The organism is Streptomyces sp. NPDC090442, assembly GCF_044769405.1.
GTDB lineage: Bacteria > Actinomycetota > Actinomycetes > Streptomycetales > Streptomycetaceae > Streptomyces.
Window position 1 is genome coordinate 17,803 of record NZ_JBIVXW010000010.1, and the last position, 16,490, is coordinate 34,292.

The 16,490-nt window shown below is 73.6% G+C and carries 15 protein-coding genes; 11 read left to right on the top strand and 4 right to left on the bottom strand.

The window, feature by feature from the left end; translation table 11 throughout:
• Positions 1-6 precede the first annotated feature (6 nt).
• Entirely contained in the window at positions 7-1,680 is a 1,674-nt protein-coding gene (gene ctaD, locus ACIQU6_RS09810; RefSeq protein WP_403481118.1) for a cytochrome c oxidase subunit I, read from the bottom strand.
• A gap of 127 nt (positions 1,681-1,807) precedes the next feature.
• Here ctaD and ACIQU6_RS09815 point away from each other — a divergent pair, with 127 nt between their 5' ends.
• The 5 genes from ACIQU6_RS09815 to ACIQU6_RS09835 all read left to right on the top strand — a co-directional run bounded on the left by ACIQU6_RS09815 (position 1,808) and on the right by ACIQU6_RS09835 (position 6,519).
• The gene (locus tag ACIQU6_RS09815; protein WP_403481119.1) at positions 1,808-2,347 is read left to right on the top strand and encodes an RNA polymerase sigma factor; all 540 of its coding nucleotides are present in this window, start codon (positions 1,808-1,810) and stop codon (positions 2,345-2,347) included.
• Positions 2,340-3,380, top strand: coding sequence for a CU044_5270 family protein (locus ACIQU6_RS09820; protein ID WP_403481120.1), 1,041 nt, complete (start codon positions 2,340-2,342; stop codon positions 3,378-3,380). Before ACIQU6_RS09815 ends, ACIQU6_RS09820 begins: the two co-directional genes overlap by 8 nt.
• A gap of 420 nt (positions 3,381-3,800) precedes the next feature.
• Positions 3,801-5,279, top strand: coding sequence for a glycine betaine/L-proline transporter ProP (gene proP / locus ACIQU6_RS09825; protein ID WP_403481121.1), 1,479 nt, complete (start codon positions 3,801-3,803; stop codon positions 5,277-5,279).
• Positions 5,280-5,478: 199 nt separating this feature from the next.
• Positions 5,479-5,808 carry an antibiotic biosynthesis monooxygenase gene (locus ACIQU6_RS09830; protein ID WP_274915910.1) on the top strand — a complete coding sequence of 110 codons (330 nt, stop codon included), beginning with the start codon at positions 5,479-5,481 and terminating at the stop codon, positions 5,806-5,808.
• Between the two features lie 147 nt (positions 5,809-5,955).
• Positions 5,956-6,519, top strand: a complete 564-nt coding sequence (locus tag ACIQU6_RS09835; RefSeq protein ID WP_403481122.1) for a GNAT family N-acetyltransferase — start codon at positions 5,956-5,958, stop codon at positions 6,517-6,519.
• Here the strand turns inward: ACIQU6_RS09835 and ACIQU6_RS09840 are convergent.
• Positions 6,509-8,596, bottom strand: coding sequence for an MFS transporter (locus ACIQU6_RS09840; RefSeq protein ID WP_403481123.1), 2,088 nt, complete (start codon positions 8,594-8,596; stop codon positions 6,509-6,511). The two genes, ACIQU6_RS09835 and ACIQU6_RS09840, sit on opposite strands and share 11 nt — an antisense overlap.
• A 329-nt stretch (positions 8,597-8,925) precedes the next feature.
• Between ACIQU6_RS09840 and ACIQU6_RS09845 the strand changes: the two genes are divergently transcribed.
• Complete coding sequence (locus ACIQU6_RS09845) at positions 8,926-9,900, top strand: peptidoglycan-binding protein (protein WP_403481124.1); 975 nt, start codon at positions 8,926-8,928, stop codon at positions 9,898-9,900.
• 273 nt (positions 9,901-10,173) lie between these two features.
• Positions 10,174-10,836: an HAD-IA family hydrolase gene (locus ACIQU6_RS09850; RefSeq protein WP_403481125.1), complete on the top strand. Its 663-nt coding sequence runs from the start codon at positions 10,174-10,176 to the stop codon at positions 10,834-10,836.
• A gap of 38 nt (positions 10,837-10,874) precedes the next feature.
• On the opposite strand, the gene ACIQU6_RS09855 is transcribed toward ACIQU6_RS09850, so the two are convergent.
• Entirely contained in the window at positions 10,875-11,621 is a 747-nt protein-coding gene (locus ACIQU6_RS09855; RefSeq protein ID WP_403481126.1) for an ABC transporter permease, read from the bottom strand.
• Positions 11,622-11,923: 302 nt separating this feature from the next.
• Between ACIQU6_RS09855 and ACIQU6_RS09860 the strand changes: the two genes are divergently transcribed.
• Positions 11,924-12,388: a DoxX family protein gene (locus ACIQU6_RS09860; protein WP_403481127.1), complete on the top strand. Its 465-nt coding sequence runs from the start codon at positions 11,924-11,926 to the stop codon at positions 12,386-12,388.
• Positions 12,389-12,539: 151 nt separating this feature from the next.
• Positions 12,540-13,172: a DedA family protein gene (locus ACIQU6_RS09865; RefSeq protein WP_403481128.1), complete on the top strand. Its 633-nt coding sequence runs from the start codon at positions 12,540-12,542 to the stop codon at positions 13,170-13,172.
• A gap of 27 nt (positions 13,173-13,199) precedes the next feature.
• Here the strand turns inward: ACIQU6_RS09865 and ACIQU6_RS09870 are convergent, their stop codons facing one another.
• Positions 13,200-14,135, bottom strand: coding sequence for a universal stress protein (locus tag ACIQU6_RS09870; RefSeq protein WP_403481129.1), 936 nt, complete (start codon positions 14,133-14,135; stop codon positions 13,200-13,202).
• Positions 14,136-14,390: 255 nt separating this feature from the next.
• Between ACIQU6_RS09870 and ACIQU6_RS09875 the strand changes: the two genes are divergently transcribed.
• Together ACIQU6_RS09875 and ACIQU6_RS09880 are read left to right on the top strand one after the other, a co-directional pair.
• Positions 14,391-15,554 (top strand): methyltransferase, encoded by a 1,164-nt coding sequence (locus tag ACIQU6_RS09875; RefSeq protein WP_403481130.1) that lies wholly within the window; start codon positions 14,391-14,393, stop codon positions 15,552-15,554.
• A gap of 201 nt (positions 15,555-15,755) precedes the next feature.
• Positions 15,756-16,412, top strand: a complete 657-nt coding sequence (locus ACIQU6_RS09880; RefSeq protein WP_403481131.1) for a nucleoside/nucleotide kinase family protein — start codon at positions 15,756-15,758, stop codon at positions 16,410-16,412.
• Positions 16,413-16,490 lie beyond the last annotated feature (78 nt).

Below are 16,490 nucleotides of genomic sequence, written 5' to 3' on the forward strand. Positions count from 1 at the left end.
GACCCCTCATGCCTCGATCGCGGCCGCGATGTCCGGGTGGTGCAGGTCGAACGCCGGGGATTCGGTACGGATGCGCGGCAGGCTGCGGAAGTTGTGCCGCGGGGGCGGGCAGGAGGTGGCCCACTCCAGCGAACGGCCGTACCCCCAGGGGTCGTCCACCTCGATCTTCTCGCCGTATTTGGCGGTCTTCCAGATGTTGTAGAGGAACGGCAGGATCGACAGGCCGAGCAGGAACGAGAAGATGGACGAGACGGTGTTCAGGGTGGTGAATCCGTCGGCGGCGAGATAGTCGGGAATGCGGCGCATCATGCCCTCGGCGCCCAGCCAGTGCTGGACCAGGAACGTGCCGTGGAAGCCGATGAACAGCGTCCAGAAGGTGATTTTCCCGAGGCGCTCGTCGAGCATCTTGCCGGTGAACTTCGGCCACCAGAAGTGGAATCCGGCGAACATCGCGAAGACGACGGTGCCGAAGACCACGTAGTGGAAGTGGGCCACCACGAAGTACGAGTCGGAGATGTGGAAGTCCATCGGCGGCGACGCCAGGATCACGCCGGTCAACCCGCCGAAGACGAAGGTGATCAGGAAGCCGATGGCCCAGAGCATCGGCGTCTCGAAGGAGAGCGAGCCCTTCCACATCGTGCCGATCCAGTTGAAGAACTTCACCCCGGTCGGCACGGCGATGAGGAACGTCATGAAGGAGAAGAACGGCAGGAGCACCCCACCGGTGACATACATGTGGTGCGCCCACACCGTCACCGAAAGGCCGGCGATGGAAATCGTCGCGGCGATCAGGCCGACGTAACCGAACATCGGCTTCCGGGAGAAGACCGGAATGACCTCGGAAACGATGCCGAAGAACGGCAGGGCGATGATGTACACCTCCGGATGGCCGAAGAACCAGAAGAGGTGCTGCCAGAGCAGTGCGCCGCCATAGGCCGCGTCGAAGACGTGGGCACCGAATTTACGGTCCGCCTCCAGGGCGAACAGCGCGGCGGCCAGCACCGGGAAGGCGAGCAGGACCAGCACACCGGTCAGCAGCACGTTCCAGGTGAAGATCGGCATCCGGAACATCGTCATGCCGGGGGCGCGCATGCAGACGATGGTGGTGATGAAGTTGACCGAGCCGAGGATCGCGCCGAAGCCGGAGAACGCCAACCCCATGATCCACATGTCGGCGCCGGCCCCCGGGGAGTGGACGGCGTCGGAGAGCGGCACGTACCCGAACCAGCCGAAGTCCGCGGCCCCTTGGGGCGTGAGGAAGCCGGCGACCGCGATCAGCGAGCCGAAGAGGTAGAACCAGTAGGCGAGCATGTTCAGCCGGGGGAAGGCGACGTCGGGCGCGCCGATCTGCAGCGGCATGATCCAGTTGGCGAAGCCGGCGAACAGCGGCGTCGCGAACATCAGCAGCATGATCGTGCCGTGCATCGTGAACGCCTGGTTGAACTGCTCGTTGGACATCAACTGGTGTCCGGGCCGGGCCAGTTCGGCGCGCATCAGCAGGGCCAGCAGGCCGCCGACGCAGAAGAAGGCGAAGGCGGTGACCAGGTAGAGCGTGCCGATGGTCTTGTGGTCGGTGGTCGTCAACCACTTCACCGGGTTCCGCGGCGCGGCGGGCCGGGCGGCGGCGGGCCGCCGCGCCGCGGGCCCGGTCGCCGGGGACGACATTGCGGGGAGCTTCATGCTCCGTTGGTGTCCGGCGGCCTGTGGATCGTCACTGCCGGCGGGCCCGAACCGGCCGGTGGGGCGGGTGGGATGGGTCACGTGGGTGGGGTGTGAAGATCGGGGCGTTGCCGGACACAGGGGTTTCATGAGCACGGACGACGCCTTCGCCGAGGCCTATCGCGCGCACTACTGGGCGGTCAGCCGCTTCGTGGCGCGGCGGTTGGACGCCCCGGCACACGAGGTCGAGGAGGTGGTGGCGGACGTCTTCTCCATAGCGTGGCGGCGGCGGGCCGAGCTTCCCGATCCGCCGCTGCCCTGGCTGTACGGGGTGGCCAGGAACTGCCTGGCCAATACGGTGCGTGGGATGGGCCGTTACCGGCGGCTGCTGCGCCGGCTGGGCAACCACGAGGCGGCGCACGGCCGGCAGACGGTGGCGAGCCCGGACGCCGAGCGGCCCGGCTCCTGGGTGCACGAGGCGCTGGACCGGCTCTCGGCCGCCGACCAGGAGGTGTTGCGGCTGACGGCCTGGGAGGAACTGGGCGTCGAGGAGCTGGCGGTGGCCCTCGGCTGCGGCCGGAGCGCGGCGGCCATGCGGCTGCACCGGGCCCGGCGCCGCCTTCGCACGGAGATCGACCGCACCCGGACCGCGGTGTCCGTACGAGGAGGAGGCGACGGCCATGAGTGAGGAACTTGAGCTGCTGCGCGCGGCGAACCCGGTGCCGGCCGGCGAAGGGCGGTGGCGGGACCGCCCGTTGGACGCCACCGCGGAGCGCGCGCTGAACCGGCTGCTGCACGGCGCCCGCACCCGGCGGGCCCGGCGGCGCCTGGTGTGGCGCGCCGAGGCGGCGGTGCTGGCGCTGGTCGCGGCGCTCGCCTTCCTGCTCACCGACGCCGGCAGCGGCCGGGCCGTCGCGGCGCCGGCGGCGCTGGTCCCGCGCGCGGGCGGCGCGGCCCCCTCGTTGGACGCGCTGGCCCGCCTCGCCGAGGAGCGGGCCGAGGCCGCCGACCCCGGGGACGGGCCGCGGCGCGGCAGTCATCTGCAGAGCTGGAGCCTGTCCATGGGGACCGGCCCGGACACGACGCCCCCGGTGACCGTGCCGGAGGAGCGGATCACCCGGTGGAACGCCGACGGCAGCGGCTCCGAACTGGTCGTCGCCACCGACCCGCTGCACCCGGGCCGGCCGGTCATCCACGACGACGCCGGCGGCCGCTGGCGGACCGTCAGCGACGGGAAGGTGTTGCACCGCGCGACCTATCCGCCCGGTTCCGGCGCGGACCACGGCGGCCTGGCCGCCCGGACGAGGCCGCCCACCGACCCCAAGGCGCTGCGCGCGCTGCTGACTTCGCTCTACGGCGCGGACGGCGCCGACGACGAGAGCGCGGCGGCCGTGCCGCGGCTGCTGATGGCGCTGTCCGCGTTCCGTCAGGAGTGGACGCCGGGGCCGCGGGAGACCGCCGCGATCGTGCGGGTGTTGGCGGACACCGGGGGCCTGCGGCCGGCCGGCGCGGTCACCGACCGCCTGGGCCGGCGCGGGCTGGCGTTCGTGCACGACGGCATGGACGGCGCCACCGACGCCGCGGACGCCACCCGCCAGATGGTGATCTTCGATCCGCGCACCGGCCAACTCCTCGGCACGGAGATCACCTTCACCGAGAACCTGCCCGACTTCCGGATCACCGCGGGAGAGGTGATGTCCTACGAGGCGTGGATGCCGTAGCGGGGCGTGGCTCCCGTAGGGCGGGCACCATCGCGTCCGCCCGACTGGCGCGGTGCTGCCCGCTCGCCGATCCTGGAGGAACGCGACGATCCCTCGGCGCGGCGGTGACTCCTACACCGCCGCGCCGTTTCCGTATGCGAACGCCCGAACGCGCAACGGACCTCCCAATTCCCTGTGACCCACACCACGATGCCGCCCCGGTTGCGGCCAATCCCCGCGAGATGGATCACAAACCGACCCCCGCAAAAATAGTGAGCGGATGCATGTTTACCCAGCGAGGAGCGGGTAGGCGAGTGGCTGCGCATTCGATCGCGCACTGTCCGTGATGACCCGGTCTGCCCGTATGGTCGTCCTTTGCGCCGTCAGGCCATGGCGGGGCAGTCCTTGTAGTCGTCCCAGAGAGCGCAGGCGAGCAAACACGTGCCGACGCAGTCCCCCCTCGCACCCGGGTCCCCTACCGGCGTCGGCAAGAAGACCGACGCCGCCTCCCCGCCGCAGCAGGAGGCACCCCAGCAGATACCGGGCGAGGTCACCGTCGTCGACCCCGCGATGGTGAAGCGCGCGGTGTCGGCGGCAGCCCTCGGCAATGCGATGGAGTGGTTCGACTTCGGCGTCTACAGCTACCTCGCGGTCACCCTGGGCCACGTCTTCTTCGCGTCCGGGAACTCGACCACGCAGTTGCTGTCGACCTTCGGCGCCTTCGCCGCGGCCTTCCTGGTGCGCCCGATCGGCGGGATGTTCTTCGGCCCGCTCGGCGACCGCATCGGCCGCCAGAAGGTCCTCGCCATCACCATGATCATGATGGCCGTCGGGACCTTCGCCATCGGCCTGATCCCCTCGTACGACGCGATCGGCGTCGGCGCGCCGATCCTGCTGCTCGTCGCCCGCCTGGTGCAGGGCTTCTCCACCGGCGGCGAGTACGGCGGCGCCTCCACCTTCATCGCCGAGTACGCGCCCGACAAGAAGCGCGGATTCCTCGGTAGCTGGCTGGAGTTCGGCACCCTCGCCGGCTACGTCGGCGGCGCCGGCCTGGTCACGCTGATGACCGCGCTGCTGTCCACCGACGACCTGCACTCCTGGGGTTGGCGGATCCCGTTCCTGATCGCCGGCCCGATGGGCCTCATCGGCCTGTACCTGCGGATGCGGCTCGAAGAGACCCCGGCCTTCGCCCAGTTGGAGAAGGAGGCGCACGCCAAGGAGAAGGAGCGCCGCCAGGCCGAGAAGAAGATCGGCATCCGCGAGATGATCTTCGGTCAGTGGCGCGCGATGCTGCTCTGCGTCGGCCTGGTCCTGGTCTTCAACGTCACCGACTACATGCTGCTGTCGTACATGCCGAGTTACCTCACCTCGGAGCTGAAGTACGACGAGACGCACGGCCTGTTGGTGATCCTGGGCGTCATGGTCGCGATGATGTGCGTCCAGCCGTTCGTGGGCAAGCTCTCCGACCGGTTCGGTCGCCGCCCGGTGATCGGCGCCGGCTGCGTGGGCTTCCTGGTGCTGTCGGTGCCGGCGCTGCTGCTGATCCGGCAGGGCTCGCTGGCCGCCATCGCGCTCGGCCTCGGCGCGCTCGGGCTGCTGCTGGTGTGCTTCACCGCCTCGATGCCCTCGGCGCTGCCCGCGCTCTTCCCGACCAAGGTGCGCTACGGCTCGCTGTCGATCGGCTTCAACCTCTCGGTCTCGATCTTCGGCGGCACCACGCCGCTGGTGGTCACCGCCCTCATCGGCGCGACCGGCAACAAGATGATGCCCGCCTACTACATGATGGCGGCCGCCGTGATCGGCGGCATCGCGGTCCTGCTGATGTCCGAGAGCGCCGGCAAGCCGCTGCCCGGTTCCCCGCCGGCGGTGGAGACCGAGGCCGAGGCCCGCCGGCTGACCGGCACCGCCGCGGCCCGCTGACCCGCCCCACACCTCGACGACGGCCGGGCGCCGGGACCTTCTCGAAGGTCTCGGCGCCCGGCCGTTCCGCGTTCCCTCCGGCCCTCCCCCGGCCGACCCGGGCGCCGCCCTCACGACGCCTTGACCGGCCGATGTAGGAGACTGCACGCACCCGGTCGATTACGGCGCCGGTGAGGCGCCGGTTTGTGAAAGGTGTCACGTGCCCAGCATCGTCAAGATCAATGTGCTGACCGTCCCCGCCGAGCAGCGGGAGGTCCTGGAGAAGCGCTTCGCCTCCCGTGCCGGGACGGTGGACTCCGCGGACGGCTTCGAGTGGTTCGAGCTGCTGCGCCCCGTCGAGGGCACCGACCAGTACCTCGTCTACACCCGGTGGCGCGACGAGGAGTCGTTCCAGGCGTGGATGGAGGGCCCGATGAAGGCCGCCCACCAGCACGGCGGCGAGGGCGGCGAGCGCCCCAAGCCGGCCGCGAGCGGCTCGACGCTGTGGTCCTTCGAGGTCGTGCAGCAGGCGGCGCCCAAGAGCGCCTGAGCTCTCCTCCCGTATGCCGCGGCCGGCCCCCGGAAGCAACACCGGTGGCCGGCCGCGACGTTGGGCGGCCGCACCGGCGCCCGCTACGGCCCGGCCCACCGGGAAATGCACTTGCGGATCGCCGCCCCGGCGCCGGGAGAATGACGCATGCGCGACTCCGCCGCCCGCCCCTGGACGATCGTCGCCGAGCCGGCCGGTTCGCCGGTGGCGCGCGAGCTGCTGCGGGAGTACTACACCGACGTGGCCGACCGCTACTATCTGCTCCACGAGGGGCGCCGCTCGACGCCCCAGGAGATCGACGAGGGCGTCGCGGGCTATCCGCTCGGCGATCTGGCGCCGCCGCGCGGGGAGTTGCTGGTGGCGCGGCGCGACGGGGCGCCCGCCGGGTGCGCCGGGGTGCGGCTGCTGGACGCCGGGACGGCCGAGCTGAAGCAGGTGTTCGTGCGGCCCGGCAGCCGCGGGCGGGGCGCGGCGGGCGCGCTGATGCGCGCCGTGGAGGCGACCGCGGCGCGGCTGGGCGCCGAGCGCATCCGACTGGACACCCGGCTGGACCTGACCGAGGCCGTCGCCCTCTACCGCCGGCACGGCTACGCGGAGATCGCCCCGTACCACTTCGACGACCCTTACGCCGAGGTCTACTTCGAGAAGCGGCTGACGGCCACGGCGGCCGGCGAGCCGCCCAACGGGACGGCGCCGCAGCCTACTTGGTGAGGTCCGGCGGCCGCGGCGACCGCGCGCGGCCCGGGTTCCGCGGCACCGGCTGGCGGGCGTCGCCGTCGTACGGCTCCTCCTCGTCCGAGCCGCACAGCTCCGCCGTGAGCTCCTGGACGAGTTCGGTGAGGTCGGTGGGCCGGTCCTTGGTCCACCAGTCGCCCAGCAGCTCCGCCAGCGACTCCTGACGGGCCTGGGAGAGCCGCTCCGCGACCTCCCGGCCGTCGTCGGTGAGCAGCAGCATCAGCCCCTCGCGCTCGGCCAGCCCGCGCTCCTCGATCTGGCGGACGCCCTCGGTGACCACCCCGAGCGGCACCCGGGTGCGCTCGGCGAGCAGCGCCGGCTCCACCGACCCGTAGCGGTGGATACGCAGCACCAGCCAACTGGCGGCCGGCCGGAGGTCCAACCCGGCGCGGGCGGTGATCTTCTCGTAGATGTCCTTGCGGCCCGCCATGCTGCCCAGTTTGGACAGCGCGCGGGCGACCTCCTCCCGGGAGGACCGCTGCACCGGGTTGGAACAGAGCACCTCGCTGGTGTCGGGAGCGGTGACGCTGCCGCGCAGCGGCTCCTCCTTGAGGAACCAGGCCAGTACGAAGGCGACCAGGACGACCGGGACCGCGTAGAGGAAGACGTCGGTGATGGAGCTGGAGTACGCGCCGAGGACCCCGGCGGCCTGTGCGGGCGGCAACTGGCCGACGGTGCGCGGGTCCTGGGCGATCGTCGCCGGCGTCACCCCGGGCGGGAGCGACTGCCCGGCCAGGGCGTCGGCGATCCGCGGGCCGAGCCTCCCCGTGAAGATCGTGCCGAAGAGGGAGACGCCGAACGAGGCCCCGATGGAACGGAAGAAGGTGGCGCCGGAGGTGGCCACCCCCAGGTCCCGGTAGGGGACGGCGTTCTGCACGATCAGCACCAGCACCTGCATGACCAGGCCGAGCCCGAAACCGAAGACGAAGAAGTAGACGCTCATCCGGACGACGCCGCTGGACGGGTCGAGCCGGTGCAACAGCAACAGGCCGAGGGTGACCACGGCGGTGCCGGCCACGGGGAAGAACTTGTAGCGGCCCGTACGGGAGACGATCTGCCCGGACGCGGTGGACGACAGCAGCATGCCGAACACCATCGGCAGCATGTGCACACCGGACATGGTCGGCGACACCCGCTGCACGACCTGGAGGAACGTCGGCAGGTACGTCATCGAACCGAACATCGCGAAGCCGATCACGAAGCCGATGACCGCGCAGAGGCTGAAGGTGCGCAGGCGGAACAGCCGCAGCGGGATGACGGGTTCCGCGGCCCGGCGCTCGACGAGCACGAAGGCCACGAGCAGCACCGCGCCGAGCCCGGCGAGCAGCGCGGTCTGCCAGGAGCCCCAGGGGTAGCTGACGCCGCCGAGCGAGGTCATCAGGACCAGGCAGGCGGCGACCGCGGCGATCAGGGCGGTGCCCAGGTAGTCGATGCGGTGCGGAGTGCGGCGGACCGGGATGTGCAGCACGGCGGCGATGACGGCGAGCGCGACGACGCCGATGGGGACGTTGATGTAGAAGACCCAGCGCCAGCTCAGGTGGTCGACGAAGAGGCCGCCGAGCAGCGGCCCCAGGACGCTGGTGCCGCCGAAGACGGCGCCGAACAGCCCCTGGTAGCGGCCGCGTTCACGGGGCGGCACGATGTCCCCGACGATCGCCATGGACAGCACGATCAGGCCGCCGCCGCCCAGTCCCTGGAGGGCGCGGAAGGCGATCAGCTCCCCCATGTTCTGCGCGATGCCGCAGAGCACCGAGCCGATCAGGAAGATCACGATGGCGGCCTGGAACAGCTTCTTGCGGCCGTACTGGTCGCCCAACTTGCCCCACAGGGGCGTGGCGGCCGTCGACGCCAACAAGTAGGCGGTGACCACCCAGGAGAGGTGGTCCAGGCCGCCGAGGTCGCTGACGATGGTGGGCAGCGCGGTGGCGACGATGGTCTGGTCGAGCGCCGCGATGAGCAAGCCGAGCAGCAGCGCGCCGATCGCGACGAGGACCGTCCGTCGGGAGCGGTCCCCCTCACCGGGAACGGCCGCAGCGCCGGTGTCCTGCGCCATGAGCGTCTTCTCCCTCGGGGGTGGGGGGCTTGCCGGGGGTCGTCCCGTGCGTGAGCGGTGTCCGTCCTCGGGCGGGTGGCGGTCGCGGCCGCGGCTGTCGTGGCCGTTACGGTTCGTGACTCCATCGTGGGCGGTTCCGCCCGAAATGGCCCGCCGAGGGGCGGGGCGACGGCCCGGGAGGCACGGGGTCCGGCGGCCGCCCCAGGGGCGGCGGGACGGTTCGGGCGGTACCGGGAGACGTCGGACGGATGTCGGGGAGCGCCTGCGGGGAGCGGCGACCGCTTGAATAATCGGCTGCCGGTTCACGCCTCCAGAGAGGGGACCTCGCGATGGCAGCAGCCACCTGCCCGCACTGCTTCGCCCCGGTACGCGGGGACGGCCGGCCGACCTGTCTGTGCGCGGCGATCGGGGCGGAGGACTTCGATCCGCTGCGCATCCGCCCGTACGTCTCCTTACGGGAGCGCCCCTACGAGCCGGATAGCGAGAGCGGGGAGGCCGGCGGAGGTCGGGAAAGCGGGGGTGACCGGGAGAGCGGCGCCGGTGCCCCGCCCGTCGGATGGCGGGACCGGCGGGAGGAGTTGGCCGACCTCCCGGGCCCGGACGCCGCGGTCCACCGGGCGCCGCGCCCCACGGGGCCGACTTCCAGGACCTTCCTCTCCTCAGGCGCGCCCCCGGAGGGCGCGACCACCTCCGGCCCGCCCCCGGAGGACGCGGCGCCCGCACCGCCCTCCGGGGGCGGCCCCCGCCGCCCCCGCCCCGCCGTGTGGGCCGGCGCCGGCGCCGCCGTGGCCGTCGCGGCGATCGTCCTCGGCACCGTCGCGCTCCCGGTGGGCGGGCGCGACCGCGCGGCGCCCCCGGACCGCGGTTCCGTCGCGCCCACCACGGCCGCCCCGACCCCCGCCACCTCCGCGCCGACCTCCGACCGCCCCTCCCCCGCCACCTCGCGCTCCCGCCGGCCGCCCGGCGTCACGCCCCGCCCCTACCGGACGCGGATCCCCTCGCCGCCCCCTCCGGTACGGGCGTCCGGCAGCGTGGCGGCCCCCTCGGGCGCCACCTCGCCCAGCGTGCCGCCCACCGGGCCGATCGTGCTCCGCGAGGGCTCCAGCGGCCCGGAGGTGGTGGAGCTCCAGGGGCGCCTGCGGCAGACGGCGCTCTATACGGGGGCGGCGGACGGCCGTTACGGCGCCGCCGTACGGGACGCGGTGGCGCGTTACCAGAAGACCTACGGGGTGCACGGGGATCCGGACGGCGTCTACGGGCCGGCGACCCGCGCGTCCCTGGAGGCCCGCACCGTGCGGCCGTGAGCCGGAAGGCCCGTCGTCAGGCGCGCCCCGGGCCGTCGGGCACGAGTCGTCCGGCGCGGCCGACGGGCGCCGCGGACGGACATCTCCCCCGGGCCGTGACGAATGCCATGCCGTTCCGGGGCGGTGTGCGGTTGTCGGCGCCCCGGAGCTCTTTGTATCGTGAAAAAACAAAGTGGTTCCGCCCGCACCCCCTGACCGGCGGGCGGGGCCACTTGTTCTCTTTTCCGCCGACTGACAGTCCGCTGCCAGCCCTCCGCGCCCAGGAGCCCGCCGATGACGGCCACCACCACGCTCATAGCCCGCGCACTGCTGCTGGACATGGACTCGACGATCGTGAACTCCGAGGCCGTGGTGGAGCGCTGCTGGCGGCGCTGGGCGGCCGAGCAGGGGCTGCCGGCGGAGGACGTCCTCAAGGTCGTCCACGGGCGGCAGGGCTGGGCCACGATGGCGGCGCTGCTGCCGGACCGCCCCATGGAGCGGAACCTGGCGGACAACCGCCTGATGCTGGCGCAGGAGACCGCCGACACCGAGGGCGTGGTGCCGGTGCCGGGCGCGCCCGCCTTCATGGCCGCGCTGGCCCGCCTCCCGCACGCCCTGGTCACCTCCGCCGACCGCGCGCTGGCCGACGCCCGGATGGGCGCGGCCGGGCTGCCCATGCCGGAGGTGCGGATCACCGCGGAGTCGGTGAGCGCCAGCAAGCCGGACCCGGAGGGCTTCCTCAAGGGCGCCGCCGAGCTGGGGTTCGCGCCCGAGGACTGCCTGGTCTTCGAGGACTCCGAGGCGGGCATCGAGGCCGGCCGGGCCGCCGGCATGCGGGTCGTCGGGGTCGGCGACCGCGCCGCCCGGTTCGCGCCCACCGCGCACGTCCGCGACCTGACCCAGATCCGCATCGAGGCCCTGGTGGACGGCGGCATCGCGGTGCGCATCACAGGCTGAGGCGCCCCAGGGGCGCGCACCCCGGCGTGCGCGCCCGGTCAGCCGTCCGTCGGCGCCCGGTGGAGCAGCCCGCGGGCTATCAGCTCCAGGACCACCGCGCAGGACACCGCCTGCACGGCCAACAGCGCGACCAGGACGAAGAGTTGCACGGCGCCGGCCTGTACGGGCGAGGCGCCGCCCAACAGCATGCCGACGAACGCCCCGGGGAGGGTCACCAGGCCCACCGTGCGGGTCTGGTCGAGCCCCGGCAGCAGCGCGTCGGACGCGGCCGGCCGGGCCACCTCCATGCGCGCCTCCCGCTCCAGTAGGCCGAGCGCCAGCCCCGCCTCGAACTCCCCGTGGCGCGAACGGAGTTCGTCCAGCGCCCGCCGTCCACCGAGGACGGTGGCGGTCAGCGCGCCGCCGATGAGGATGCCGACGACCGGGATCAGACTGAGGCCGCGCGGCGGCACCAGGCCGGTGAGCAGCAGCACCCAGACGACCGGCAGCACCCCGGCGGCGATCGGCACCGCGGCCCACCACCAGGTGCGGTTGGCGGTGATCCGGCGGCCCGCCGTGCGGACCGCCACCGCAAACATCAGCACCAGGAAGCACAGCAGCCACGGCAGGGCGTGCACGACCCAGCCGATGAGGTAGGAGACGGCGGCGAGTTGGGCGGCCGCGCGCAGGCCGGCGAGGGCGATCGCGCGGGCGTGGCCGAGGCGGGCCAACGCGGCGGCGGCCACGGCGGCGACGAGGAGGACGGCGAGGACGATCCCCAGGGTGGGGTTGACCGGCAGCAGCACGCGCTCACTGTAGGCGAGCGGTCACGCCCTGGTGAGACGGCCTCTTCGCGCGCACCCCGCGACCCGCAGGAAGCCCGCGCCGGCGCATCGGGCGGCCGGGAAGGGGCGCGCGTCACGACTCGGCGGCGCGGGCGGCGCCACACCGCGCGCACCCCCGACAACTGCATTGGTTCGGACCAATAGCTCCGCCTTTGATGCGGAATGTTGAACTTGCAAGCATTAATTAGGTTCCCCTAATCTACAAGACTCCGGCGGGCGCGTCGTCCCCCGCACCCGCTCGTCCCCGACAACAGGAGTCCCAGATGTCCGCTCCCTTGAGCTCCTTCACCCAGCGAACGACCCCACACGTCCTGGCGCTCTACCGGATCGTCGTCGGGCTGCTCTTCGCCTGCCACGGGGCGTCCTCGCTCTTCGGCGTCCTCGGTGGCGCGACGGGCAACGGCCACTCCGTCCCCGCCGGCGCCTGGCCCACCTGGTACGCCGCGGTCATCCAATTCGCCGGCGGCCTGCTGGTGTTGCTGGGCCTGGGCACCCGCCCGGCGGCCCTCATCAGCTCCGGCTCGATGGCCTACGCCTACTTCACGATGCACCAGCCGCACGCGCTGTGGCCGATCCAGAACGGCGGCGAGGCGGCCGCGATGTTCTGCTGGGCCTTCCTGCTGATCGTCTTCACCGGCCCCGGCTCCTGGGCGCTGGACCGGCTCTTCTTCGGCTCCCCGGAGCAGCGGCCGGAACCGGCCACCACGCGGGAGCCGAGCGCCGCCTGACGCTCTCCTGGCACCGGCGGTGGGCCGGGGCGGGCCGCTTCCCGCCCCGGCCCACCGGTCCGTTTCGGCCAGGCGTACGCTGTATGGCCGTAGTGCCGCCCCTGCCGCGCCTGAGCGACGTCGCGGCGGGGACCGGACCGGGAGCAAGACGATGGTGGAGAGCCTGGGGTCGCTGAGCGGCACCCCCTGGGTGTACGTGATCGTCGGCCTCTCCGTGGTCCTCGACGTCTTCGTCCCGATCCTGCCCAGCGGGGTCCTGGTGATCACCGCGGCCACCACCGCCGCCGGTTCCGGCACCGCCGCCGACGTCACCTCCTCCGGCGCCAACCACCTGGCCGAAATGGCCTCGTTGGTGCTCTGCGCCGCCACCGCCTCGGTCCTCGGCGACCTGGTCGCCTACCGGCTGGCCTGGCGCGGCGGCGACCGCTTCGACCGTGCCATCGGCCGCTCCCGGCGGCTGTCCGCGGCCCAGGCGCGGCTGGGTGCGGCGCTCACCCGGGGCGGCGGCTCCATCGTCGTGCTGGCCCGTTTCGCGCCCGCCGGGCGCTCCGTGGTCAGCCTGGGCGCCGGGGTCGCCCACCGGACGGCGCGCGAGTTCCTCCCCTGGTCGGCACTGGCCGGCCTGCTGTGGGCGGCGTACAGCGTGAGCCTGGGCTACTTCGGCGGGCAGTGGCTCGGCGCCTCCTGGGTGAGCACCGCCCTCTCCGTCCTCGCGCTCTTCGTCGCCGGCTCGGTGGCCGCCTACGTCGTCCGCCGCCCGGAGCGGGAGACCGCCGCGCACTGACCGGCGGCCGCCCGCCCCGCGCCCGCCTCAGGCCGCGGAATCCCCGTCGTCGGCCGGGGCGTCGGCCGCGTCCTCGTCGGTGGTCTCCGGCACCACGGCGACCGGGCAGACCGCGTGCAGCAGCACCGCGTGCGCCACCGACCCCAGCCGCGGGCCGATCGGCAGCCGGCGCCGGTGCCGGGCCACCACGACCAGATCGCTCGCCACGGACGCCGCCACCAACTGCCCGGCGGCGTCCTCGGCACGCAGTTGCACGGTCACCTCGACCTCGGGATGGCGGGCCCGGTGCGGCGCGAGCGCGTCCACCAACTGGACGCCGAGCGCGTCCTCGTACTCCTCCTGTGTGGCCTCGTAGACCGCCGCGTACTCGAAGGCGGGCGGCAGCAGCATCGGCCAGGTGTAGCCGGAGACGACCAGGAGGCGGGCGCCCCGCCGCGCGGCCTCGGCGACCGCGAAGCCGATCGCGGCGGGCTCGTCGGAGGACGCGTCCACGCCGAGGGTCACCCGCCGCACGGCCGGCGGCACCGCCTCGCCGTCCGGACCCTGCCGGGTGCCGGCGCGGTCCGGCCGCGGCACCACCACGACCGGGGAGGCGGAGCGGGCGGCGCAGGCCAGCCCGTTGGAGCCGAGCAGCAGACTGGTGAAGCCGCCGCGGCCCCGCGATCCCAGGACGAGCAGTTGCCCCTCGGCCCCGAGGGCGGGCAGTTGGTTGTCGGCCAGCCCGCTCAGGCCGCGGAACTCCACGTCCGAGAGGTCCGCGAGGTAGGGCCGGTCCCGGAGGTCGGCCAGGACCGGGTCGCCGCCCCGTTCACCGGCCGCGGCCCGCTCGGCGGTGGCATACGGCCACACGTGCACCACCCGTAGGGGCGCCGACCGCGCCCGGGCCGCGTCGGCCGCCCAGCGCAACGCCCGCTCGCTGTCCGGGGATCCGTCCACGCCGACGATGACCGGCAAGCTGCCCATACACGCCTCCACCCTTGAACCCGTATACGCGGGCGTCTCGCCCGAGTACGACCGATCTGACCGTACTGCACGCCATTTGCCCGGCTATCCCCATCCTGCCCCTGCGCCCACGGGCGGAGCAGGGCCGAAGGGCCCGCCCCCGGAACCGAGTAGAGTCGAACGTCATCACCACCCCACCCCTCTCCCCAGGGCGCGCTGCCGCACCCGGCGGCACCAGGGCGCGGGTTTCGAACCACTGACGCGAGGCACACCGTGGTGAACCACCCCCCGGTCGTCGAATGGACCGAGGACGACCAGGTCCGCACCGCCCGTTGGCGTTCCGAGAACGGCGCCCGGCCGCCCCACCGGATCGCCCTCGCGGACGACCGCACCCGGGCCGACGACGCCTACCGGCTCGCCTGCGAGGGCACCGCGCTCCTGTGGCGCGGCGACTTCCACAACGCCCGCCAGTTGTTGACCGCGCTGGCCCGCCGGGTGGACCGCCGCCCGCGCAAGGCGCCGCCGGCCGACGTCACCCAGGCGTTCCACCTGCACCGCGCCGCCCAGAACCAGCGCGCCCGCATCCTGGGCATGCTGCTGATCCCCTTGGACGCGCGGCTGGCCGTACCGCTGCACCGGGCGCCCGACGTCCGCGAGGCGTGCGCCCGGGCCTACGGCGCCCCCGACGAGGCCGAGTTGCCCGCCGGCGCCACCGGGGACACCGCCTCCCTGGTCTCCCTACGGGAACTGCTCGGCGTGATCGGCGCCGACGAGTGGCGCCGCAAGGGCGTGGAGATCCCCGCCCTCGGGGGCGACCGGATCCATCCGCACTACGGCGTCTTCTCCCCGGCCCGCGGCGAGTACGTCGACCTGGTCGCCGAGGCCCCGCTGCCCGGCCGGGAGCTGGCGTTCGACATCGGCACCGGCACCGGCGTCCTGGCGTCGGTGCTGGCCCGCCGCGGCGTCCGACGGGTGGTGGCCACCGACCAGGATCCGCGCGCCCTGGCCTGCGCCCGGGAGAACACCGAACGGCTGGGCGTCGCGGACCGGGTGGAGATCGTCGAGGCGGACCTCTTCCCTGCCGGCCGCGCCCCGCTCGTCGTCTGCAACCCCCCGTGGGTGCCGGCCAAGCCCACCTCCCCCGTGGAGCGCGCGGTCTACGACCCCGGCAACCGGATGCTGCACGGCTTCCTGGCCGGTCTGGCCGACCATCTGCCCCCGGACGGCGAGGGCTGGTTGATCCTCTCCGACCTGGCCGAACACCTCGGACTGCGGCCGCGCGCCGCGCTGCTCGACGCGTTCGCCGAGGGCGGCCTCACCGTCCTCGACCGGCTCGACGTCGCCCCCCGCCACCCGCGCGCCCGCGACACCTCCGACCCGCTCCACGTGGCCCGCGCCGCGGAGGTCACGTCCCTGTGGCGCCTGGGCGCGGAACGCTGAGCGGGGCGAGGACGCGGGAGCGTTGCTGACGGACGGGGGCTCGCCCCGTTGCTGACGGGGCGACGGCTCGTCAGCAACGGGGCGGTCCGGGGGGCGCACCACCGATGCCCCAACCGCACACCGGGCGCCCCGGGTTCCGCCCGTACGGTCCCGTCGGCCGCCCGGCGGCCACCCCGGCCGATCAGGCACGATGGACCCATCATGAACCTCGACGACCTCGTGGCCCGTGCCCGCCGGCTCGCCGCCTCCGCGACGCCCGGCCGGCGCCGGCTGCTCGGCATAGCCGGGCCGCCGGGCGCCGGAAAGTCCACCCTCGCCGTCCGGCTGGCGGCGGAATTGACCGGCCAGGCCGCGCTCGTCCCCATGGACGGCTTCCACCTCGCCGAGGCGGAACTCCGCCGCCTGGGCCGCACGGAGCGCAAGGGCGCGCCGGACACCTTCGACCCCGCCGGTTACGTCTCGCTGCTGGCCCGGCTGCGCGCCCCCGAATCCGGCACGCCCGTCTACGCCCCGGCGTTCGACCGCCGCCTGGAGGAGCCGGTCGCCGGCAGCATCCCCGTGGCGCCGCACATCCCGCTCGTCATCACCGAGGGCAACTACCTCCTGCTGCACTCCGACCCCTGGGCACGGATCCGTGAACTCCTCGACGAGGTCTGGTACATCGAGCTGGACGGCCCGGAGCGGGTGCGGCGGCTGATCGACCGGCACGAGCGGTTCGGTCGACTGCGCACCGACGCCGAGGACTTCGTGCGCACCTCCGACGAGGCCAACGCCCGCCTCGTGGCCGCCACCCGGCCGCGCGCCGACCTCGTCGTCACGTTCACCGACGACGAGGCCCCGCGCCCCCTGGACGGCTGAGCCGCCCCGCCGGCGTCCCGCCCCGCGCGCCAACTCCGCCCCGCCGCACCGCCGTTCCGCACCCGACGGCGGTTCCGC